Origin of the sequence: Roseateles sp. UC29_93 (assembly GCF_042695725.1) — a bacterium.
In the GTDB taxonomy this organism is placed as follows: domain Bacteria; phylum Pseudomonadota; class Gammaproteobacteria; order Burkholderiales; family Burkholderiaceae_C; genus Roseateles; species Roseateles noduli_A.
Genome location: NZ_CP170545.1, coordinates 4,791,555 through 4,810,854 on the forward strand (window position 1 = coordinate 4,791,555; position 19,300 = coordinate 4,810,854).

Here is a 19,300-nt window from a genome sequence, read left to right on the forward strand (position 1 = left end):
CAGTTCTAGCTTCCACTAGCTGATATTCCGATCCGGCATGCCACGGATGCAGGGCCATGCCGGTTCGTGAGAGCATGCACCGCATGAACCTGACGCAACTGGAGACTTTCGTCCATGTGGCCGAGCACGGCAGTTTCAGCAAGGCCGCGATGGTGCTGGGCGTGGCGCAGCCGGCGCTGAGCCGGCAGGTGCGGGCGCTGGAAACGGAGCTGCACGAGACGCTGCTGCTGCGCAACGGCCGCGGCGTGGAACTGACCGAGGCGGGGCGGCGCCTGCTGCAGCACGGGCAGGACATCCTCAACCTGGTCAGCCATGCCAAGGACGACCTGCGCGCCCGGCGCAGCGAGCCGGTGGGGCAGATCACGATCGCGATGCCGCCGACGCTGGCGCGGCTGCACACCCTGGCGCTGATCCGGGCCTTCCAGGCGGAGATGCCGCAGGCACGGTTGACGATCATGGAGGGGTTTTCGGTGCACCTGACCGAATGGCTGCTGACCGGGCGCACGGACCTGGCGCTGGTCTACAACCCCGAGCCGGTGCCGGCGCTGGAGATCCTGCCGCTGCGGCGCGAGCGGCTGTGCCTGGTCAGCCCCAAGGACCAGGCGCCGGCGCGGCCGCCGACCTTGTCGCAGCTGTCGCGGTATCCGCTGGTGATGCCGCAGCGGGGGGCACATCTTCCGCGCGCTGATGGAGCAGGCGGCGGCCATGGCGGGCGTGCAGCTCGACGTGCGATGGGAGGTGGCGAGCGTACCGGCGATCCTGGACTGCGTCGCCGCCGGCATCGGTCATGCGGCGCTGGGCGAGGATGCGCTGCAGATCTACGAGCGGCCTGAGCGTCTGGTCACGACGCCGTTCGCGAAGGCGGACATCCAGAGCACCTTGTGCCTGGTCACGCCGACCAGCAAACGGGCGACGCCGTTGATGCAGAAGACGGCGGGGGTGCTCATGAGGATGGTGGGGAGGCGCGCTGATCGGGTCTGATGCGGCGGGGGCCTTCCGCGCAGTCTTCACGGGCGTCACACCCTTGTCATCACCAGAAGAGGATCAACTGGCGACGCCACGAATCCCCGCTTCAAGTAGAAGCTCTTTGCCGCCTGATCGATCGCATGCACCAGCACGGCCTTGCCGCCTGCGATCCGGCCCGCCTGCTGGACTCGTGCCAGAGCGTCACTGACGAGGGCGGCGCCGAGCCCCCTTCCATTCCAGGAGAAGTCCACGGCAAGCCGCCCAAGCAGGTAGGTCGGAATCGGAGACGGGGCATTGCGCCGAATGGGTCGGGCCGCCAGTGGGACATCCAGGGCAGTCGGCGCGAGCGAGTAGTACCCGATCACCTCATCATGCGCGGTAGTGACGACGTATGTCCTGGAGGATCCGGTCGCCTGATTGGGCAACGCTCGTTGCTGCAACCAACGATCCAGGATCACACGCCCACAGCTGAACTGGTCGCACAAATGGCTCGCGGTGAGCAGCTGCGGCGTTCCAGTCGGGGAAGAGGGGAGGCCCTCCACGGCTATGCCCTCGCCAGCAGCTTCTGGAATGCGAGGTCCTCGATCGGCGGATGAGGGACGGGCTGCTCGCAGTCGCTCACGGGTTCATCGCCCATGCAAAACGTGGCGGCATCGAGGATCGTGGCTTCAGTGGCATCAAGCACCGCATCCAGCATGAATTCAGAACGGTTCTTCCGCGTCAAGGTCGCTGCGCGGTCGATCAGGTTGCAGAAGTCTTCTGGCACTTGAAGATGGACGAAGGTGAAGGTGTTCAGTGCGCTCATGGTCCGTACGAATGCTTTGACGATCAGAGGGTCGACATGCTGCTGCCCATGCAGCCCCGAAGCAAGCCAGCCGGCGGGTGTCGCGACAGAAATCCGGCGTTCCGTTGACGTGCCTCAAAGAATCTCTGCGCGACGACGTCATGCTCCATGAAGCCGCCTGCACGCGCATCGCCCCGAGTGGGGCGATGAAGAGGGCCGACCCATGGGGGAAATGCGGGGGGCTTTGGGGGGACGGAGAGAGACCGCAGCGACGCTCAGGCCGCCTTCGCCGCCGGCGGCTTCGCACGCTTCACGTACTGCGGCAGGAAGCTGCGCTTCTCCTGACCGAACGCGACGGTGACGCTGTCCGCGCTGGCCTCGACCACCACGCCGCCGCCGTAGCGCTTGACGCGCACCGCGTCGCCCGGCTGGAACACCGCCGCGATCACGGGCGGCCCATCGCGCGGTGCGTCGGGCGGTGCATCCGGCGTTGATTCGGCGCCGTGCGTCGAAGACGCCCGCTCGTGCGCATCGATGCGCTCGCAGTTGTCGCAGCCGTGGCAGCGGTCGAAGCCCGCCGCCTCATCGAACGCCTCCAGCATCACGCGCCACCGGCACAGGCCGCTTTGCGCGTAGAACACCATCTGCTCGAGCCGGCGGCGGTCCTGCCGGGCCTTGGCTTCATAGCGGGCCAGGGCCTCCATCAGTGCCGCGATATCGCCAGGCGCGGGATCGGCGAGCTGGAAAGCGTCGCCGTCTTCCGTCAGCCATCCCTCGCGGACCAGCAGCCCCGTGAGCACTTCGAGCTTGTTGCGCGGCCGACTGAGCCGGTCCCTCAGCGCATCGAGCGTCCAGCCGGCCTCGTCCGGCGCAGGCGTTCGCAGCGCCTCCGTCACCGCCTGCGCGTCGGCCGGCACCGGATACCGGCCGTTCAGAAAGAACTGCTGCACGGCGCGGTCGCCGGCGACGAACAGCAGCGTGCAGTCGGCGCGCTCGCCATCGCGACCCGCGCGGCCTGACTCCTGGTAGTAGACGTCGAGCCCCGCCGGCACCTGGTAATGGACGATGCGACGGATATCCGGTTTGTCGATGCCCAGCCCGAACGCGTTCGTCGCCACCATCACGCGCACGTCGCCGCGCATGAACCGGTCCTGCGCTTCATGGCGCTGCGCGGCGCGCAGACGACCGTGGTACAGCGCAGAGGAGACGCCCGCACCGACCAACGCGTCGTGCACCGACTCCGCCGCCTTCACGGTGGCCGTATAGACGATGGTGGCGGGCAGCTGGAACGCCGCCTCTGCCTCTGCCTCTGCGTCGGCGCCGATGGCCGTGTCGGCGTCCACCGGGGACTCGTCCGATCCATCGGGGCCGCTTGAGGGCTTCGCCGTCACGAGCGCCAGCAAGCGCCGGAGCTTGTCCTCGTCGTCCGCCAGCGGCTCGACGCGATAGTGCAGGTTCGAGCGGTAGGTGCCGCCGATGAGGCAGCCGGCGGCGGGGATGTCGAGCTGCCGCGCGATGTCCTCGACGACTTCCGCCGACGCCGTCGCCGTGAGCGCGAGCACGGCGGGCCGACCCAGGCGCTCGCGAGCGTCGCCGACGCGCAGGAAGGCCGGGCGGAAGTCATGGCCCCATTCGGAGATGCAATGCGCCTCGTCGACGACGAGCAGGTCTGTCGGACGCTGCGCGAGGCGCTCGACCCAGTCGGCGTCGTCCAACCGTTCCGGCGTCAGCAGGACGACCCGCGCGCTGCCGTCGAGCGCTGCCGCTTCCTGCGCTGCGAGCGCCGCCGCGTCGAGGCCGCTGTGCACTTGCGCGCATCGGATGCCGAGCGCGCCGAGCCGCTCGCACTGGTCTTTCATCAGCGCGATCAGCGGGGACACGACGACCGTTCGCCCCGACAGCAGCGCTGCGGCAGCTGATAGCACAGCGACTTGCCGGCGCCGGTTGGCATCACTGCGAGCGTGTTCAGTCCGCGCAGCACGCGATCGATGACGTCTTTTTGACCGGGCCGCCAGACGCGCAGCCCGAAGCGGCGCAGTTGCTGAAGGAGGAGTCGTTCTGAAGGCGCTTGTCGACGCGTGGTCATGGTGGTGTCTAGGCGTGCGGGTCGGGATTTCCGCGATGGCGTGAGCAAGCCGCGCGCCCAAGCGGTATTTCCTGCCACGGCCGCGGTTCCGCTGTGGGTGTCCCGCTAGGCGCAAACCGGAGCCATAGCAGCGCTATGGCGAGGATTTGCAACGACGCGGGGCGCCCACAGCGGAACCGCGGTGCGTTCGTAGGGCGGGCACAGGGGTTGCCTAGAGCCTTCATGCCGCTCGCGTTCGGCCTCTTTCGCCGCTCGCCGGGCCCGACCCACGTCACAACATTCCGGAGATCGTCATGATCAGCACCATCCTGCTCGTCATCCTCATCCTGCTCCTGATCGGCGCGCTGCCGTCCTGGCCGCACAGCCGAAGCTGGGGTTACGGCCCCAGCGGCGGCCTGGGCCTGGTCGTACTGATCCTGATCGTCCTGCTGCTGATGGGCTACATCTGATCGCGTCCCGCCTGTGCTCGCGGACGAGCGCCCCTCGCGGGCGTTCTCCGCGTGCCTGGCGGGCGACGGAACGCCGGGCGTTCCCGACGCTCACGCGCCCAGCAGCGACTGCCCGCAGACCCGCAAGACCTGACCCGTGAGCGGGTGCGCGCCCGGCGACGCCAGGAAGGCGATCGCCTCCGCCACGTCCGCCGGCGTGCCCCCTTGCTTGAGCGAATTCAGGCGGCGGCCGGCCTCGCGCACCATCAGCGGCATGCGGCGCGTCATCGCGGTCTCGATGAAGCCCGGGGCGACGGCGTTGATCGTGCCGCCACGCTCGTCGAGCGTCGCCGCCCGCGCGCCCACATAGCCGATCAGCGCGGCCTTCGAGGCGCTGTAGTTGGTCTGCCCGGCATTGCCGGCGATGCCGCTGATCGACGACAGGCAGATCTCGCGCGCGCCGGCGTTCAGCAGTCCGGTGTCATCCAGCCGCGCGTCGATCGCGAGGATCGCCGCCAGGTTCACCGCCATCACCGAATCCCACTCCGCCGGCGACATCCGCGCCAGCGTCCGGTCGCGCGTGATCCCCGCGTTGTGCACCAACACGTCCACGCCGTGCAGGCGCCGCACGGCATCGAGCAATTCATCGACAGCCCCCGGCGCCGTGAGGTCCGCCGCGAGCAGCGAGCCGCCGATCTCGCGCGCCAGCGCCTCGAGCGGCTGCCGCGCCGCGGGCACGTCGACGCACAGCACGCGCATCCCGTCGAGCGCCAGCCGCCGGGCCGTGGCCGCACCGATGCCGCCCGCCGCGCCCGTGACCAGCGCCACCGGTGCGCGCTCGTCGTCGATCCGCGGCTCGACGTCCTTGCGCCAGGACAGGACCTGCCCCGACACATAGGCGGAGCGATCCGTGCCGAAGAATCGCAAGGCACCCGCCAAGGATTCCATCGACGCCGCGCCTTCCTGCAGCACAAGGGCGTTGGCCGTCGCGCCGCGCCGACCGGCTTCCTTGGCCAGCGCGCGGACGAAGCCCTGCACCGCGTGCAGGCAGGCCGCTTCCGCCGCGCTCATGACGCCGGCCGAGGTCAGCGCCAGGGCGCGACCGCCCGGGGCGAGCCGGCCCAGCGCCAGCTGGGCCTGCTCGAACAGCGCGCGCAGACCCGCGAGGTCGCGGCAACCGGTCGCATCGATCACCAGCGTCCGCACCGGACCGTCGCCGCTCGGCGTGCCGCCTTGCGCGACGATCGCGGCCAGCAGGGACGGCAACGGCGCCGCGCTGCCCGGCGCGATCGCAAGCACGGACCGACCCGCGAGTTCCTCGTCGACCCAGGCGTTCTGGCGCCGCGGCAACGGCACCGGTTGCGGCAGGTTGAACAGGCGTGCGATTCGACGGCCGAACGGGTGCTGGACGAAGTGGAGCAGGCGATCGGTCATGGCGGCGAGGTCGGCGACGTCGGCAAGGTCGCGGGGGAGGGCTGGGAACGGCGCGCAGTGTAGGCGCGCCCGGACGTGCCGCCGCTCAACGTCAACCCGATGCGCGTCTCCCGTTCGTCCGATCGCGCGAAGGGGGCGCCGCCGTGCATGCGCGCGATCGCGTCGACGATCGACAGGCCCAGACCGAGGTGATCGTCGCCCGTCGCCGCGCCGCTGGCCATGGACCGGTCGGCACCGTTCGCGCCGTTCGCGCCGTTCGCGCCGCTCGCGCCGTTCGCTCCGTTCGCTCCGCTTGACACGTTCGAAGCGTCCGCAGCGTTTGTGGCTTGCGCATCGCCTGCGCGATAGAACCGGTCGAACAGTCGCGGCAGCCGCTTCGCGGGAATGACCGGCCCAGGTTCGCGACCCACAGGCGGACCTGACCCGACCGCGCGCCCTCGATGCCGACGCGCAACACGCTGCCGACGGTGGCGTAGCGCGTCGCGTTGGCGATCAGGTTGGACAGCGCGCGCTTGAGCAGCGCGGCGTCGAAGTCGCCGGCCGCCTCGCCCTCGACGCGCAGCGACAAGCCCGCCTCCTCGATGGCGGCGTCGTGGTACTCCGCGACCTCCGCGGCCAGGGCCGCGAGGCTATCGACGCGCTGCCGGCGCGCGCGGTGTCCCCCATAGGCCCGTGACAGGAACAGCATGTCGCCCACGATGCCCTGCATGCGGCGCAATTCCTCGAGGTGGGTGCCGAGGCGATCCCTGGCCTCGGGCGGCAGGCTGGCGTCGCGCATCGTGAACTCGGTGCCGGTGATCAGCGTGGCGAGCGGGGTCCGCAACTCGTGCGCGACGTTGGCGCTGAACGCTTCCACCTGGGCCTGCGTGCGACGTTGGCGCTCCAGCATCGCGGTCAACTGGTCGACGCGCTGGCGCAGCGCGCGCAGCAGCCCGCCGGCGCTGCGCAACGATGACAAAACGGTCATCCGCATGTCCGCCTCATGTCGGTGTCGCGGACATAGAGTGGGATCCAAGGCGTTTGAAACGCGCGCCGACGCAGCGGGATCCGACCGTCTTCCGACACACCGATGCCGCGTGCAGGACCACTTTCAATCCAAGGAGTTTGACCATGAACCACTTCAAGAAGCTCTCCCTTCCGATCGGCGCCGTCGCCCTGGCGGCTGCCCTGACCGCGCCGGCCTTCGCACAGGTCGAGGAAGAGGTCGTGTCCGGCCCCAAGTCCCGCGACCAGGTCATCGCTGAACTCGAGGCCGCGCGCCTGGACGGCAGCCTCGACAAGTTGCAGGGCGAACACAGCTACGCGCCGGACTTCGACGAAGCGAAGGGCATGGACGTGCAGTACTCGAATCACCAGGCCGATGCCGACGTCACGGTGGGGATGTCCGCCGACACGAGCACGCAGGTGCAGTTCGCCGCACCTGCTGCGGGCGGCAAGACGCGTGCCCAGGTGATGGACGAGTTGGAACAGGCGCGCGCCGACGGGTCGCTGGACCGCGCCTGGAGTGAGCAGGGATATGCGCCGGAGCTCGAGGCGGCGCATTCGTACCGTCGCTGAACGCTCCCGATGCCCGGCACGGGCCGCGACGATCCACGGCGATCCGCCGTGGGTTCCGAGCGGGACAGCGCCGACCTGACGGACCGATCGACGGACGCGGGATGACCTGACCGAGCAGGGACGGTCATCCGGCTTCGAGCAACGGGGTTCCCATGTGGGAACCCCGCTTTCGTTGCGGGCCCCGGCGGAGCCCTCACGTGACGTTCACAGACGCGTGAAGGTCACAGACGCGCGACGTCCAGGATCGCCTGCGCGAAGGCCTGCGGCGCTTCCTGCGGCAGGTTGTGGCCGATGCCGCCGCTCAGGTCGCGGTGCTCGTACTTGCCGGCGAACTTGCGGCGATAGGCGGCCGGCGCGGGATGCGGCGCGCCGTTGGCGTCCCCCTCCAGCGTGATCGCGGGGATCGTGATCTGGGGCGCCGCGCCGATGCGGGCCTCCACCGCGTCGAAGCGCGATTCGCCATCCGCCAGTCCCAGGCGCCAGCGGTAGTTGTGCACCACGATCGCGACGTGGTCCGGGTTGTCGAAGGCGGCGGCGCTGCGCGCGAAGGTCGCGTCGTCGAAGCGCCATTGCGGCGAGGCCAGTTGCCAGATCAGCTTCGAGAACTCGGCGCGGTACTTCTCGTAGCCCAGCCGGCCGCGTTCAGTCGCGAAGTAGAACTGGTACCACCATTGCAGCTCGGCGGCCGGTGGCAGCGGCTGCTCGTTGACCTTGCGGTCGACCAGCAGGTAGCCGCTGACGGACACCAGTGCCTGGCAGCGCTCCGGCCAGAGCGCGGCGAGGATGCCCGCCGTGCGCGCGCCCCAGTCGCAGCCGCCGACGATCGCCTTCGGGATGCGCAGCGCGTCCAGCAGCGCGATCGCGTCGCGCGCCAGCGCGCCTTGCTGGCCGTTGCGCGCCGTGGCGGCGGACAGGAAACGCGTCGTGCCGTAGCCGCGCGCGTAGGGCACGATCACGCGATAACCGGCCGCCGCGAGCAGCGGCGCGACGCCCTCGTAGGTGTGGACGTCGTAGGGCCAGCCGTGCAGCAGCAGCACCGGCGGGCCGTCGGCCGGGCCGGCCTCGACGTAACCGACGCGGAGATCGCCGGCGTCGATGTGCTTGAGGGTGCCGAAGGACGGCGCGATCGCGATGGCCGCGCCGTCGGCCGCCGCTGTCGGTGCCGCCGCCGGTGTCGCCGCCAACGCGGCCGACGGCAGCAGGCCCGACAGCGGCAGCGCGGCGGCGGCCGTGGCGGCGCCCAGCGAGGCGCCCAGGCGCAGGAACTGACGGCGGGGCAGGGCGCCCCCGGCGATGCCGAGGCCGTCGGTCAGGTCGTCGTGCCCGTCGGGGCGGGTGCGGTCGGTCATGGGGATCTCCGTGTGTGGTGGGACCTCCGCAGTGGACGCTGGCGATGTATCTCCGCCTTGTCGATCCAGGCGTGGGATTGCATGCCGGTGTCGCCGCCCGAAGCGCAGATACAGGGGCATACAAAGCCGATCTCTGACATCGATCAAACCAACCCCTGGCTTTCCGGCCGCGTCCTTCCTAGCCTGCCGGGACCGGGCGCGCGGGGCGTCCGGATTCGGGCCGCGGGCCCGCAGGAGGTATCGATGAATGGGGTCGTGCTGGACGAGGTCGTCTACTTTCCGTCACTGCAGACGTTGCCGGCCGAGATGCGCGGGCTGCGCGAGCTCGACCGCCTGCGCAAGCGCCGGACCCTGCCGCTGATCACGCTGTCGACGCAGCAGCGGGTGCCCGATGTCGTGGACTTCCGCCGCGCGGCGCAGCAGGCGGGCGAGGCCATGCAGGAGCTGCCGCATTTCATCGACCTGGGCCGCGTTCCGCTGGACCACGCGCTGGCGTGGCGCCGGCTGGCCGACCCGACGCAGGGGTTCCGGACCTGGCGCGAGTTCGCCCAGGCGCACAGGAACGCGGTGCCCGTGGTGCTGATGCCCGACGGCGCCAGCGAGCGCAGCATCGTGCTGCAGGCGGTCATGATCGAGCGCGAGTTCGGCCGGGTGCTGTTCCGGCTGCGCGGCGCGGCGCCGTTGACGGCGCCCGCGACGGCGCTCGTGGAGCGGGCACTCGACGGGCTCGAGGACCGGCGCCGCGCGCTGGTCGTGCTGGACTTCGGCACCGAGCGGGAGTGGCTGCTGGGGTGTTCCGGCGTCGGCCGGGACCTGCTGGCGCGCTGGCGGACGCGGTGGCCGGGGGTGCGTGTCGTGATGATGGGCAACAGCTTCCCCGCCACGGCGCAATGGATCGGCGCCGCGGTGTCGGAAGACAACCCGAGGTCGGGCCGTCTCGCGATCCTCGAGCGCGAGCTGCATCGCCGGCTCGGCGGCCCGGCGCTCGTCGGCTACGGCGACCATGGCGCCATCCATGCGCCGAGCGAGCCCGGCGTGGAGCTGCCGACGGGTCATGTGCGCTTCGACTATCCATGGCAGGGCGTGCGGCGCTTCGAGCGCCGCCGCCGCGCGAATCCGGACGAGGCCCACCGCGAAGCCGCCGCGGCCCTCATCGAGACGGCGCCGTCGTTCGGCACCCGCGGCCTGTGGGGGGAACATGAGATCCAGGAAGCCGCCAACGGCCGGATGTTCGCGCGGGGTCGCGAGGCCCTGACGGCCCTCCGCGTCAACCTGCATCTGGCGACGCAGGTCGACGAGATGCTGATCGAACATCGGAGCATCCGGACCGTGCTGCCCGCCTCGACTTCGTGAAAACCACGGGCCGGCGACAGGGCGCGGCGAAGCCGGTCGGCGGGGAAGGGCATGCGGGCCTGCCTATACTCGCGCCCCATGCGCCGCTGGCTGACCGTCTTCCTGCTGATCCTGCTGCCGCTCCAGCTGAGCTGGGCGGTGGCGGCGACCTATTGCGCGCATGAAGCCGATCCGGCGGTGAACCACATCGGTCACCACCAGCACCAGCACGACGGGGCGGAAGGGGCGCCGGACGCGTCCGGCGCGCCTGAGAAGACGGCTGACAAGGCGCCGGAGAAAACTTCGGAGAGAGCTTCGGAGAAGGCGACGGAGAAGGCGACCGACAAGGCGCTGACCTGCGTCGATGACGACTGCGGCTTCTGCCATCTGGGCCACAGTCAGCCGGTGGCGAGCACGCCGATCGTGCTGCCGGCGGTGGCCGGTCCGGTCGTCGAGGGCTCCGTGCCCGATGCGTGGTCCTCGCGCGGCCCCGATCGCCGCGAACGACCCAACTGGCAGCCCGCCTGATCGGCGGCCGCCCCCGCGGCGCCGAGTTGGGCGCCCCGCGTCGTTGCAAATCCTCGCCATAGCGCTGCTATGGCTCCGGTTTGCGCCTGGCGGTGCATCCCAACTCGACGCCGCGTCCATCGAAGGCAGTCAGGGATGACTGGCCTCGCATCGAGCGCTCGCCGATTCCTCGTTGAACCTCTTCCTGTCCGGCCGCCTCTGCGGCGGCGGGCACAACGCCGGAGTCTCCGATGCCCAAGTTCCTGGTGCCGCTATGCAGCGCGGCACTCCTTTCCCTCGTGCCGATGACCGCGCGTGCCGCGCCTGAGGCGCCACCTGCTTCCTCGACGTCATCCTCGTCATCGACTTCATCGTCGACCTCGCCATCGGCCCCGCCATCGGCCGCGTCCTTGCCGTCGCCCTTGCCGCTGCTGACGCTGAACGCCGCCGTCGACCGCGCGTTGGCCACCCATCCAAGGATGCGCGCCGCGGCCTTCGACGTCGAAGCCGCCGACGGCGCGGTCCAGCAGGCCGCGCTGCCGCCCAACCCGTCGCTCGGACTCGAGCAGGAAGACACCCGCCGCGAGACGCGCACGGTCACCGTGCTGCTGAGCCAGCCGCTGGAGATCGGCGGGCAGCGCGCGGCACGGACGGCGCTGGCCCAGCGCGGTCTCGACATCTCGCAGGCCGAGCTCGACGCGATGCGCGCCGAGGTGCGAGCCGACGTGGTGCAGGCCTTCTTCGCCGCGCTGGTCGCGCAGGAACGGGTCGGCGCCGCCGAAGAGTCGCTCCGCATCGCCGGCGGCGGCGCTGACGCGACCGCGCGTCGCGTGGCCGCGGGCAAGCTCTCGCCGAACGACGAGACCCGGGCGCGTGTCGCCGAAGCCACCGCGCGCATCGAACTGCGCCAGGCGCAGGCGGACCGGCTCGCCGCGCGGCATGCGTTGGCGGCGGCGGTCGGGATGGACGAAGCGACGATCGGGGCGCTCGATGGCAGCGCCGCGTCGCTGCCGGCCTTGCCCGCCGAAGCCGAGATCGCCCGCCGTCTGGCCGATGCGCCCGCGCTGCGACGCGCCCGGCTCGAGGTCGAGCGCGCCCAGGCCGCCTACGACCTCGAACGCGCGCGCCGCATCCCCGATCTCACGGTGACCCTCGGCGCGAAGCGCGCGCAGGAGATCGGCCGCAACCAGGCGGTGATCGGCGTGTCCATGCCGCTGCCGCTGTTCGATCGCAACCAGGGCGCGCAGCGTGAGGCCCTCAAGCGCCGCCAGGCGGCCGAGCAGCTCGCGGAGGCCGAGTCCCTGCGGTTGCGCGCCGAGGTGCTGAGCGCGGCTGATGAGCTGAGCGCCCGCGCCGACGAGGTCGACGCCCTGCAGCGCACCGTGCTGCCCGGCGCGCGCGACGCCTACACCGCCGCCACGCGCGGCTTCGAACTCGGCAAGTTCGGCTTCCTGGACGTGCTCGACGCGCAGCGCACCTGGCTGCAGGCGCGGATGCAGTGGCTCGATGCGCTCGCACGGGCGCATCGCGCCAACGCCGACCTCGAGCGCCGCCTCGGCGCGCCCGCCCAGCAACCGTGAGAACGACGATGAACTTCAACAAGCAAGACGACAAGACGTCCTCCGGACGCGGACTGCCCAAGCGGCAACTGATCGCCATCGCGGTGCTGGTGGCCATCGGCCTCGGCGGCGGCGCGGCCATCCTGGCCTCCGGCCCCAAGGCATCGTCCGAGGGCGGCCATGGCGAGCATGGCGAGCACGCCGCAGGCGGCCATGACGATCACGGCCCCTCCGCCGGGAAGGAGTCGGGCGAACCCAAGGACGAACCCAAGGGCGGGCACAAGGACGAGCACAAGGACGAGCACAAGGACGAACCCGAAGCCATCGCGATGACCGAGGCGCAGATCAAGTCGGCCGCGATCGCCCTGGAGACCGCCGGCCCGGCGACGATCCGGACGACGACGCGTCTGCCCGGTGAGATCGGTTTCAACGAGGACCGCACCGCGCACGTCGTGCCGCGCGTGGCCGGCGTCGTGGAGGCGGTGCCCGCGACGCTCGGGCAGGCCGTGCGCAAGGGCGATCTGCTGGCGGTGATCGCGAGCGCGCAGGTGTCGGACCAGCGCAGCGAGCTGCTCGCCGCGCACAAGCGCGAGCAGCTGGCGCGCACGACCTACGACCGCGAGCGCAAGCTGTGGGAGGAGAAGATCTCGCCCCGCCAGGATGTGGACGTGGCCGAGCAGGCCCTGCGCGAGGCCGAGATCGGCGTCGCGAACGCGCGGCAGAAACTGCTCGCCATCGGTGCCACGACCGGTGCCACCACCGGTGCCACGACCGGCGGCGCGCTCACCCGCTTCGAGCTGCGCGCGCCCTTCGACGGCGTCGTCGTCGAGAAGCACCTGACGCTGGGCGAGCAGGTGAAGGAGGACGCGAGCGTCTTCGTCCTGTCGGACCTGCGCACCGTGTGGGCGCGCATCGACGTGCCGGCCGGGGATCTGGCCAAGGTGCGCGTGGGCGAGCGCGCCGTCGTGCGCTCCGCCGCCTTCGAGCAGTCGGCCGACGGCAAGGTCGCCTACGTCGGCGCGCTGATCGGCGGGCAGAGCCGCACCGCGCAGGCGCGCATCTCGCTGGCGAATCCGGACGGCGCGTGGCGGCCCGGGCTGTTCGTCAACGTCGACGTCGTGACCGGCGAGGCGCCCGCGCCGATCACCGTGGCCGCCGACGCGGTCCAGGTCTTCGAGGACCGGCAGGTCGTCTTCGTGCGCACCGCCGACGGCTTCGCCGCCATGCCGGTCAAGACCGGTCGCGGCGACGGCCGTCGCATCGAGATCGTCGACGGCCTGAAGGCCGGCGCGAGGGTCGCGGCGGTCAACGCCTTCGTCATCAAGTCCGAGGCCGGCAAGGGCTCGGCCACCCATTCGCACTGACGGAGGACGCATGTTCGAACGCATCATCCGATTCGCCATCGAGCACCGATGGCTGGTGCTGGTGGCCGTGCTGGGCATGGCGGCGCTGGGTGTCTTCAGCTACCAGAAGCTGCCCATCGACGCCGTGCCCGACATCACCAATGTGCAGGTGCAGATCAACACCGGCGCGCCGGGCTACTCGCCGCTGGAGGCGGAGCAGCGCGTGACCTTCCCGATCGAGACTGCGATGGCCGGTCTGCCGGGGCTGAAGCAGACGCGCTCGCTGTCGCGCTACGGGCTGTCGCAGGTGACGGTGATCTTCCGCGACGGCACCGACATCCACTTCGCGCGGCAGTTGGTCAACGAGCGGCTGCAGGCCGCGCGCGAGCACCTGCCCGACGGTCTGACGCCGGCGATGGGGCCGGTGTCGACGGGCCTGGGCGAGATCTACCAATGGACGATCGAGGCCGAGGAGGGCGCGCGCAAGCCCGACGGCTCGCCCTACACGCCGATCGACCTGCGCGAGATCCAGGACTGGGTCGTCAAGCCGCAGCTGCGCAACGTGCCGGGCGTGACCGAGGTCAACACGATCGGCGGCTTCGCCAAGGAGTTCGAGGTGGCGCCCGACCCCGGGCGGTTGTCGTCGCACGGGTTGACGCTGGCGGAGGTCGTCGAGGCGCTGGAGCGCAACAACGCCAACGTCGGCGCCGGCTACATCGAGCGCCGCGGCGAGCAGTACCTGATCCGCGCGCCGGGACAGTTGCGCGACCTGGCCGACATCGGCAACGTCGTGCTGCGCACCGACGGCGGCGTGCCGGTGCGGGTGCGCGACGTGGCGCAGGTCGGCATCGGCAAGGAGCTGCGCAGCGGCGCGGCCACCGACAACGGCCGCGAGGTCGTGCTGGGCACCGTCTTCATGCTGATCGGCGAGAACAGCCGCAGCGTCGCGCTGGCCGTCGATCGCAAGATGAAGGAGGTCGCGACGACGCTGCCGAAAGGCGTGCACGTCGTCACCGTCTACGACCGCACCGTGCTCGTCGACAAGGCGATCGCGACGGTCAAGCGCAACCTGATCGAAGGCGCCGTGCTGGTGATCGCCGTGCTCTTCCTGTTCCTGGGCAACCTGCGCGCGGCGGTGCTGACGGCGCTGGTGATCCCGCTGTCGATGCTGTTCACCTTCACCGGCATGGTCGGCCAGAAGGTCAGCGCCAACCTGATGAGCCTGGGAGCGCTGGACTTCGGGATCATCGTGGACGGCGCGGTCGTCATCGTCGAGAACTGCGTGCGGCGCCTGGCGCATGCGCAGTCGCGCCTGGGGCGGCCGCTGACGCGCGGCGAGCGCTTCCACGAGGTCTTCGCGGCGGCGCAGGAGGCGCGCCGGCCGCTGCTGTTCGGGCAGCTGATCATCATGGTGGTCTACCTGCCGATCTTCGCGCTGACCGGCGTGGAAGGGCGGATGTTCCATCCGATGGCGGTGACCGTGGTGATGGCGCTGCTGGGCGCGATGATCCTGTCCATCACCTTCGTGCCGGCGGCGGTGGCGCTGTTCATCGGCGACAAGGTCCAGGAGAAGGAGAGCCGCCTGATGGCATGGGCGCACCGCGCCTACGAGCCGCTGCTGGTCAAGGCGATGGCCGCGCGCCCGGTGGTGATCACCGGCGCGGCCGTGGCGGTGGTGCTGTCGACTTTGCTCGCGACGCGCCTGGGCAGCGAGTTCGTGCCCAGCCTCAACGAAGGCGACTTCGCGGTGCAGGCGTTGCGGCTGCCGGGCACCAGCCTGTCGCAGTCGGTGGCGATGCAGCAGCAGCTGGAGGCGCGCCTGAAGCAGAAGTTCCCCGAGATCGAACGCGTGTTCTCGCGCACGGGCACGGCCGAGATCGCGGCGGACCCGATGCCGCCGAACATCTCCGACGCCTACGTGATGCTCCTGCCGCAGGACCGGTGGCCCGAGCCGCGACGCACCCGCGACGAGTTGATCGCCGCGGTGCAGGAGGAACTCGCGACGCTGCCGGGGCAGAACTACGAGTTCTCGCAGCCGATCCAGCTGCGCTTCAACGAGTTGATCTCGGGCGTGCGCTCGGACGTGGCGGTGAAGGTCTTCGGCGACGACATGGACCAGCTGAACGCGGCGGCGGCGAAGATCGCCGCGGTGCTGGGCGGGCTCGATGGCGCGGCGGAGGTCAACGTCGAACAGACGACCGGGCTGCCGATGCTCACCGTCGACATCGATCGCGAGAAGGCGGGGCGTCACGGGCTGAACCTGCAGGACGTGCAGCAGCTGGTGGCGACGGCGACCGGCGGGGCGCATGCGGGCACGCTGTTCGAGGGCGACCGGCGCTTCTCGATCGTCGTGCGCCTGCCCGAGGCGCTGCGGACGGACCTGGCGGCGATCGAACGGCTGCCGGTGCCGCTGCCGAAGGGGGCCGACGGCGCCGCGCGTTTCCTGCCCCTGTCGGAGGTCGCGACGCTGTCGCTGGCGCCGGGGCCCAACCAGGTCAGTCGCGAGGACGGCAAGCGGCGCGTCGTCGTCAGCGCGAACGTGCGCGGCCGCGACCTCGGATCGTTCGTCGCCGAGGCGCAGCAGGCCGTGACGTCGCAGGTCGCCTTGCCGTCCGGCTACTGGCTGGGCTGGGGCGGGCAGTTCGAGAACCTGCAGTCCGCCAGCGAGCGTCTGCGCGTCGTGGTGCCGGTGGCGCTGGGGCTGGTCTTCGTGCTGCTGTTCGCGATGTTCGGCAACGCGCGGGACGGGCTGCTGGTGTTCTCGGGCATCCCGTTCGCGCTGACGGGCGGCGTGCTGGCGCTGTGGATGCGCGGGATACCGCTGTCGATCTCGGCGGCGGTGGGGTTCATCGCGCTGAGCGGCGTGGCCGTGCTGAACGGGCTGGTGATGATCTCCTTCATCCGCCAGTTGAGGGAGCAGGGCCGGCCCTTGGGGGACGCCATCCATGAGGGGGCGTTGACACGGCTGCGGCCGGTGCTGATGACGGCGCTGGTGGCGTCGCTCGGTTTCGTGCCGATGGCGCTCGCGACCGGCACCGGCGCCGAGGTGCAGCGACCGCTGGCGACGGTGGTGATCGGCGGGATCCTGTCCTCGACGGCGCTGACCCTGCTGGTGCTGCCGGTGCTGTACCGGTGGGCGTATCGCCGCGACGAGGCCGATGCCGGGACCGGCATCGCGCGCGGCCGGGGCGAGGACGTGATGTCGGTCGCGACGTGATGTCGGCTGTCCCGCCCGGATGCGGGGGCGCCCCGGGGAGGGGCGCCTTCCCCTTTTTCCTAGAATCGCGCTTTCAAAAAGGACGAGTCTCCAGGAGGGAGCATGAAGAAGTTGGGAGTGGCCGCCGTGGCGGCCTTGGCGCTGAGCGGTTGCGCGATTCATCAGAACGTGACGCCGGTGCAGGTCCGTGTGGAGGATCGGCAGATCTGCGTGATCGACAACCCGTCGGTGCGCAAGGGCTTCAGCGACGGCTACAAGCGCGCCTTGGAAAGCAAGGGCTACGTGGTGCGCACGCTGCCGCAGGTGGCGGCAATCACGGACTGCGCGGTGACGAGCACCTACAACGCCACCTGGCGCTGGGACCTCGCGCTGTACATGGCGTATGCCGAGATCCGCGTCTTCAGCGCGGGCAAGCAGGTCGGCGAAGCGAAGTACGACGCCACGCACGGCAGCGGCAGCATGAACAAGTTCATCGACGCCGACAAGAAGGTCGTGGAGCTGGTGAACAGCCTGTTCCCGGGCGGCGCCGCCACGGCGGCTGCACCCACGGCTGCGGCCGCGGCTGCGGCGTCCGCGCCGCAATGAACGGACGCTGACCTTCGGGTCGGCAGGAAGGCGGAGCGGCCCGCGTCGCTCCGCCGGAACCTCGGGCGTCGGGAGACGCTCGCGGTTGTCATGCGGATCCACTCATCCGCGTGAGGGCGCTGCCTCGTGAAAGTGACGTCGACGCGATGTCGACAAGTCGAGGTCATGGAACCCGGATCGAGGTTTCCCTAGAGTGGCTGCATCGCCTCGCGAGGAGAGTGGTGTGCCGATGTCGAAGATGGAAATGAACGGGCGGATCGTCGTCCCCAAGGACATCCGCAAGGCCACGGGCGCCAAGCTTGGCACGCGCTTCATCTGGACGTTGATGGAGGACGGCAGCATCCACGTCGTTGCGAAGTCGAAAGGACCGGTCGCGGAAGAGATGCCGCAGCCGGATGCCGGTGATTCACTGAATGGAGAAGGCAATGCATGAAACGTTTCTGAGCGAGCAAGGCACCCTGCAGGTGCCCGCAGAGATCTTGAAAGAGCTGGAAGCAAAACCTGGCACCCCGTTCGTCTGGGATATCCGCGGCGATGGCAGTCTCTATGTTCGAGCCAAGACGACGTCGTTGGCGGAGTTGGCGGGGATGCTGAAGCCGCCCAACGGCAAGTCGGTTTCCATTGAAGAAATGAATCCGTTCCGTTGAGCAGGCCCGCGGAATCTCCCATCGCAGTGGTGATAAGGTCACTCACCATGACCCGCAAGCCATCAAGACCGACTGCCGTGGCGCGCAAGGGTGACCATGACGTGGTCCTGCTCTCCGGCGGCAACCCGCAGATCCCGAAAGGGCATGGCGACGCGCCGGTGCAGGCCTATATCGCCGCGCTCCAGGACTGGAAGCAGGCCGTCGTTCGGCGCATGGATGCGCTGATCGTCGAGGCCGTGCCCGACGTGCGCAAGGCCGTGAAATGGAACTCGCCGCTGTATGGCGTCGACGGCACGACCTGGTTCCTCGGCCTCCATGTGATGACGCGCTATGTGAAGGTCGCGTTCTTCAACGGCAAGTCGTTGGATCCGATGCCGCCCGTCGATTCGAAGACCGCCCACGCCCGTTATCTGCATGTGAGCGAGCAGGAGTCGCTCGATGAGGCGGCCTTCGTCGCCTGGGTGAAAGCGGCCAGCGCGATCCCCGGCGAGAAGATGTGAGTGGACTGAACCTGCTGAACCTGCTGAACCTGCTGGGCCTGCTGATGCGCGTCGCTCAGCTCGCGGCGCGCCATTCGAGCAGATCCTCGTAGGTCGCGCCGGCGCCGCCGCAGAGGATCACCAGCACGTTCCTGGCGTCCCGCAGCGCGGGTACCTCCCGCTTGAGCGTCGCCGCGACCGCGGCCCCGCACGCGGGTTCGACGATCAGCCGGTGTTCCTTCGCCACGTCGAGGCAGGCCTGCACCGCTTCCGCATCCGTCACCGTCGTGGCGACGACCGGATGCTGCTTCGTCCACGCGAAGGCCCGCTCGCTCACCCGACGGGCCCCCAGCGAGGTGGCGAGGCTCGTGATCGCGTCGAGCGTCACCAGCTCGCCCGCAGCGATCGCCGCTTTCAGCGAATCGGCCCCGAAGGTTTCCGCCGCCACCAGGGGCACGTCCTGCCACCCGACCGCGTGCATGCCCTGCAGCACGCCACTCATCAGCCCGCCGCCGCCGACCGAGAGCACCACCGCGTCCGGCTTCGGGCCTTGCGTGGCAGCCTCCGCGATCATCGTCGCGTGCCCGTCCCACAGCAGCGGATCGTCGAACGGGTGGATGAAGGCGTCGGTGGGCTGGCGCAGCGACATCAGGTGGTCGTTGGCTTCCATCCAGCTCTTGCCGTGGACGACGACCTCGGCGCCCTGGCGGCGGATCAGCGTCTTGGGCCACTCGCGCGTGGTCTCCGGCACGACCACGACGACCGGCAGTCCGAGCCGGCGCCCCGCATAGGCGACCGCGATCCCCGCATTGCCGCCCGAGGACGACAACAGCCGCGTCGCACCGCGCGACGCATGGACTTCGCAGGCGTGGCCGATGCCGCGCAGCTTGAACGAGCCGCAGGGCTGGAGGGCTTCGAGCTTCAACCAGACGCGCTGGTCGGGGGTACTGAAGGCATCGGACTCGACGGTCGGCGTGGTGATGTGGATGGCCATGCGGGAATCGTAGCCTGAGGTGGCCCGGGGGCC

Annotated in this window: 21 protein-coding genes; 13 read left to right on the plus strand and 8 right to left on the minus strand. The window is 70.2% G+C overall.

Going from position 1 to position 19,300, the window contains the following annotated elements:
• The first annotated feature begins 83 nt into the window (after window positions 1-83).
• Both ACFJIX_RS22360 and ACFJIX_RS22365 read left to right on the plus strand, forming a co-directional pair.
• On the plus strand, window positions 84-833 hold the full coding sequence (locus ACFJIX_RS22360) for a LysR family transcriptional regulator (protein WP_377154900.1): 750 nt from the start codon (window positions 84-86) through the stop codon (window positions 831-833).
• Entirely contained in the window at window positions 727-981 is a 255-nt protein-coding gene (locus ACFJIX_RS22365; RefSeq protein WP_377161889.1) for a LysR substrate-binding domain-containing protein, read from the plus strand. Before ACFJIX_RS22360 ends, ACFJIX_RS22365 begins: the two co-directional genes overlap by 107 nt.
• Window positions 982-1,016: 35 nt before the next feature.
• Here the strand turns inward: ACFJIX_RS22365 and ACFJIX_RS22370 are convergent, their stop codons facing one another.
• From ACFJIX_RS22370 to ACFJIX_RS22385, 4 genes are all read right to left on the minus strand, one after another.
• Window positions 1,017-1,406: a GNAT family N-acetyltransferase gene (locus ACFJIX_RS22370; protein ID WP_377154901.1), complete on the minus strand. Its 390-nt coding sequence runs from the start codon at window positions 1,404-1,406 to the stop codon at window positions 1,017-1,019.
• A gap of 104 nt (window positions 1,407-1,510) precedes the next feature.
• The gene (locus ACFJIX_RS22375) at window positions 1,511-1,771 is read right to left on the minus strand and encodes a DUF1778 domain-containing protein (protein WP_377154902.1); all 261 of its coding nucleotides are present in this window, start codon (window positions 1,769-1,771) and stop codon (window positions 1,511-1,513) included.
• 254 nt (window positions 1,772-2,025) lie between these two features.
• Entirely contained in the window at window positions 2,026-3,609 is a 1,584-nt protein-coding gene (locus ACFJIX_RS22380; protein WP_377161892.1) for a RecQ family ATP-dependent DNA helicase, read from the minus strand.
• 8 nt (window positions 3,610-3,617) lie between these two features.
• The gene (locus tag ACFJIX_RS22385; RefSeq protein WP_377154903.1) at window positions 3,618-3,836 is read right to left on the minus strand and encodes a DEAD/DEAH box helicase; all 219 of its coding nucleotides are present in this window, start codon (window positions 3,834-3,836) and stop codon (window positions 3,618-3,620) included.
• Between the two features lie 293 nt (window positions 3,837-4,129).
• Between ACFJIX_RS22385 and ACFJIX_RS22390 the strand changes: the two genes are divergently transcribed.
• A complete protein-coding gene (locus ACFJIX_RS22390; RefSeq protein ID WP_377154904.1) occupies window positions 4,130-4,285 on the plus strand; it encodes a DUF3309 family protein in 156 nt (51 codons plus the stop codon).
• Between the two features lie 90 nt (window positions 4,286-4,375).
• Here ACFJIX_RS22390 and ACFJIX_RS22395 read toward each other — a convergent pair whose 3' ends face one another.
• Both ACFJIX_RS22395 and ACFJIX_RS22400 read right to left on the minus strand, forming a co-directional pair.
• Window positions 4,376-5,698, minus strand: coding sequence for a 3-oxoacyl-ACP reductase (locus ACFJIX_RS22395; protein WP_377154905.1), 1,323 nt, complete (start codon window positions 5,696-5,698; stop codon window positions 4,376-4,378).
• 91 nt (window positions 5,699-5,789) lie between these two features.
• A complete protein-coding gene (locus tag ACFJIX_RS22400; protein WP_377154906.1) occupies window positions 5,790-6,671 on the minus strand; it encodes a histidine kinase dimerization/phospho-acceptor domain-containing protein in 882 nt (293 codons plus the stop codon).
• Window positions 6,672-6,808: 137 nt separating this feature from the next.
• Here ACFJIX_RS22400 and ACFJIX_RS22405 point away from each other — a divergent pair, with 137 nt between their 5' ends.
• The gene (locus ACFJIX_RS22405) at window positions 6,809-7,255 is read left to right on the plus strand and encodes a DUF4148 domain-containing protein (RefSeq protein WP_377154907.1); all 447 of its coding nucleotides are present in this window, start codon (window positions 6,809-6,811) and stop codon (window positions 7,253-7,255) included.
• Between the two features lie 221 nt (window positions 7,256-7,476).
• On the opposite strand, the gene ACFJIX_RS22410 is transcribed toward ACFJIX_RS22405, so the two are convergent.
• Window positions 7,477-8,604: an alpha/beta fold hydrolase gene (locus ACFJIX_RS22410; RefSeq protein WP_377154908.1), complete on the minus strand. Its 1,128-nt coding sequence runs from the start codon at window positions 8,602-8,604 to the stop codon at window positions 7,477-7,479.
• A gap of 243 nt (window positions 8,605-8,847) precedes the next feature.
• On the opposite strand from ACFJIX_RS22410, the gene ACFJIX_RS22415 reads away from it, so the two are divergent.
• From ACFJIX_RS22415 to ACFJIX_RS22455, 9 genes are all read left to right on the plus strand, one after another.
• Entirely contained in the window at window positions 8,848-9,957 is a 1,110-nt protein-coding gene (locus ACFJIX_RS22415; protein WP_377154909.1) for a hypothetical protein, read from the plus strand.
• A gap of 78 nt (window positions 9,958-10,035) precedes the next feature.
• The gene (locus tag ACFJIX_RS22420) at window positions 10,036-10,464 is read left to right on the plus strand and encodes a hypothetical protein (protein WP_377154910.1); all 429 of its coding nucleotides are present in this window, start codon (window positions 10,036-10,038) and stop codon (window positions 10,462-10,464) included.
• A gap of 230 nt (window positions 10,465-10,694) precedes the next feature.
• Entirely contained in the window at window positions 10,695-12,023 is a 1,329-nt protein-coding gene (locus ACFJIX_RS22425) for a TolC family protein (RefSeq protein ID WP_377154911.1), read from the plus strand.
• Between the two features lie 8 nt (window positions 12,024-12,031).
• Window positions 12,032-13,366: an efflux RND transporter periplasmic adaptor subunit gene (locus ACFJIX_RS22430; RefSeq protein WP_377154912.1), complete on the plus strand. Its 1,335-nt coding sequence runs from the start codon at window positions 12,032-12,034 to the stop codon at window positions 13,364-13,366.
• A gap of 10 nt (window positions 13,367-13,376) precedes the next feature.
• Window positions 13,377-16,562, plus strand: a complete 3,186-nt coding sequence (locus ACFJIX_RS22435) for an efflux RND transporter permease subunit (protein WP_377154913.1) — start codon at window positions 13,377-13,379, stop codon at window positions 16,560-16,562.
• A gap of 102 nt (window positions 16,563-16,664) precedes the next feature.
• A complete protein-coding gene (locus ACFJIX_RS22440; RefSeq protein WP_377154914.1) occupies window positions 16,665-17,147 on the plus strand; it encodes an Sbal_3080 family lipoprotein in 483 nt (160 codons plus the stop codon).
• Window positions 17,148-17,376: 229 nt separating this feature from the next.
• A complete protein-coding gene (locus tag ACFJIX_RS22445) occupies window positions 17,377-17,580 on the plus strand; it encodes an AbrB/MazE/SpoVT family DNA-binding domain-containing protein (protein WP_377154915.1) in 204 nt (67 codons plus the stop codon).
• A complete protein-coding gene (locus ACFJIX_RS22450; RefSeq protein ID WP_377154916.1) occupies window positions 17,573-17,794 on the plus strand; it encodes an AbrB/MazE/SpoVT family DNA-binding domain-containing protein in 222 nt (73 codons plus the stop codon). Before ACFJIX_RS22445 ends, ACFJIX_RS22450 begins: the two co-directional genes overlap by 8 nt.
• Window positions 17,795-17,841: 47 nt before the next feature.
• Window positions 17,842-18,294: a DUF1801 domain-containing protein gene (locus tag ACFJIX_RS22455; RefSeq protein WP_377154917.1), complete on the plus strand. Its 453-nt coding sequence runs from the start codon at window positions 17,842-17,844 to the stop codon at window positions 18,292-18,294.
• Between the two features lie 55 nt (window positions 18,295-18,349).
• Here the strand turns inward: ACFJIX_RS22455 and ACFJIX_RS22460 are convergent, their stop codons facing one another.
• Complete coding sequence (locus tag ACFJIX_RS22460; protein WP_377154918.1) at window positions 18,350-19,267, minus strand: pyridoxal-phosphate dependent enzyme; 918 nt, start codon at window positions 19,265-19,267, stop codon at window positions 18,350-18,352.
• Window positions 19,268-19,300 lie beyond the last annotated feature (33 nt).

Bases quoted from the DNA above. Each gene is read 5' to 3' on its own strand.
- ACFJIX_RS22430 (WP_377154912.1), top strand. From the start codon at position 12,032: ATGAACTTCAACAAGCAAGACGACAAGACGTCCTCCGGACGCGGACTG.
- ACFJIX_RS22460 (WP_377154918.1), bottom strand. From the start codon at position 19,267: ATGGCCATCCACATCACCACGCCGACCGTCGAGTCCGATGCCTTCAGT.
- ACFJIX_RS22410 (WP_377154908.1), bottom strand. From the start codon at position 8,604: ATGACCGACCGCACCCGCCCCGACGGGCACGACGACCTGACCGACGGC.
- ACFJIX_RS22400 (WP_377154906.1), bottom strand. From the start codon at position 6,671: ATGCGGATGACCGTTTTGTCATCGTTGCGCAGCGCCGGCGGGCTGCTG.
- ACFJIX_RS22445 (WP_377154915.1), top strand. From the start codon at position 17,377: ATGTCGAAGATGGAAATGAACGGGCGGATCGTCGTCCCCAAGGACATC.
- ACFJIX_RS22385 (WP_377154903.1), bottom strand. From the start codon at position 3,836: ATGACCACGCGTCGACAAGCGCCTTCAGAACGACTCCTCCTTCAGCAA.
- ACFJIX_RS22395 (WP_377154905.1), bottom strand. From the start codon at position 5,698: ATGACCGATCGCCTGCTCCACTTCGTCCAGCACCCGTTCGGCCGTCGA.
- ACFJIX_RS22450 (WP_377154916.1), top strand. From the start codon at position 17,573: ATGCATGAAACGTTTCTGAGCGAGCAAGGCACCCTGCAGGTGCCCGCA.
- ACFJIX_RS22405 (WP_377154907.1), top strand. From the start codon at position 6,809: ATGAACCACTTCAAGAAGCTCTCCCTTCCGATCGGCGCCGTCGCCCTG.
- ACFJIX_RS22420 (WP_377154910.1), top strand. From the start codon at position 10,036: ATGCGCCGCTGGCTGACCGTCTTCCTGCTGATCCTGCTGCCGCTCCAG.
- ACFJIX_RS22380 (WP_377161892.1), bottom strand. From the start codon at position 3,609: ATGAAAGACCAGTGCGAGCGGCTCGGCGCGCTCGGCATCCGATGCGCG.
- ACFJIX_RS22455 (WP_377154917.1), top strand. From the start codon at position 17,842: ATGACCCGCAAGCCATCAAGACCGACTGCCGTGGCGCGCAAGGGTGAC.
- ACFJIX_RS22435 (WP_377154913.1), top strand. From the start codon at position 13,377: ATGTTCGAACGCATCATCCGATTCGCCATCGAGCACCGATGGCTGGTG.
- ACFJIX_RS22390 (WP_377154904.1), top strand. From the start codon at position 4,130: ATGATCAGCACCATCCTGCTCGTCATCCTCATCCTGCTCCTGATCGGC.
- ACFJIX_RS22375 (WP_377154902.1), bottom strand. From the start codon at position 1,771: ATGAGCGCACTGAACACCTTCACCTTCGTCCATCTTCAAGTGCCAGAA.
- ACFJIX_RS22440 (WP_377154914.1), top strand. From the start codon at position 16,665: ATGAAGAAGTTGGGAGTGGCCGCCGTGGCGGCCTTGGCGCTGAGCGGT.
- ACFJIX_RS22415 (WP_377154909.1), top strand. From the start codon at position 8,848: ATGAATGGGGTCGTGCTGGACGAGGTCGTCTACTTTCCGTCACTGCAG.
- ACFJIX_RS22360 (WP_377154900.1), top strand. From the start codon at position 84: ATGAACCTGACGCAACTGGAGACTTTCGTCCATGTGGCCGAGCACGGC.
- ACFJIX_RS22425 (WP_377154911.1), top strand. From the start codon at position 10,695: ATGCCCAAGTTCCTGGTGCCGCTATGCAGCGCGGCACTCCTTTCCCTC.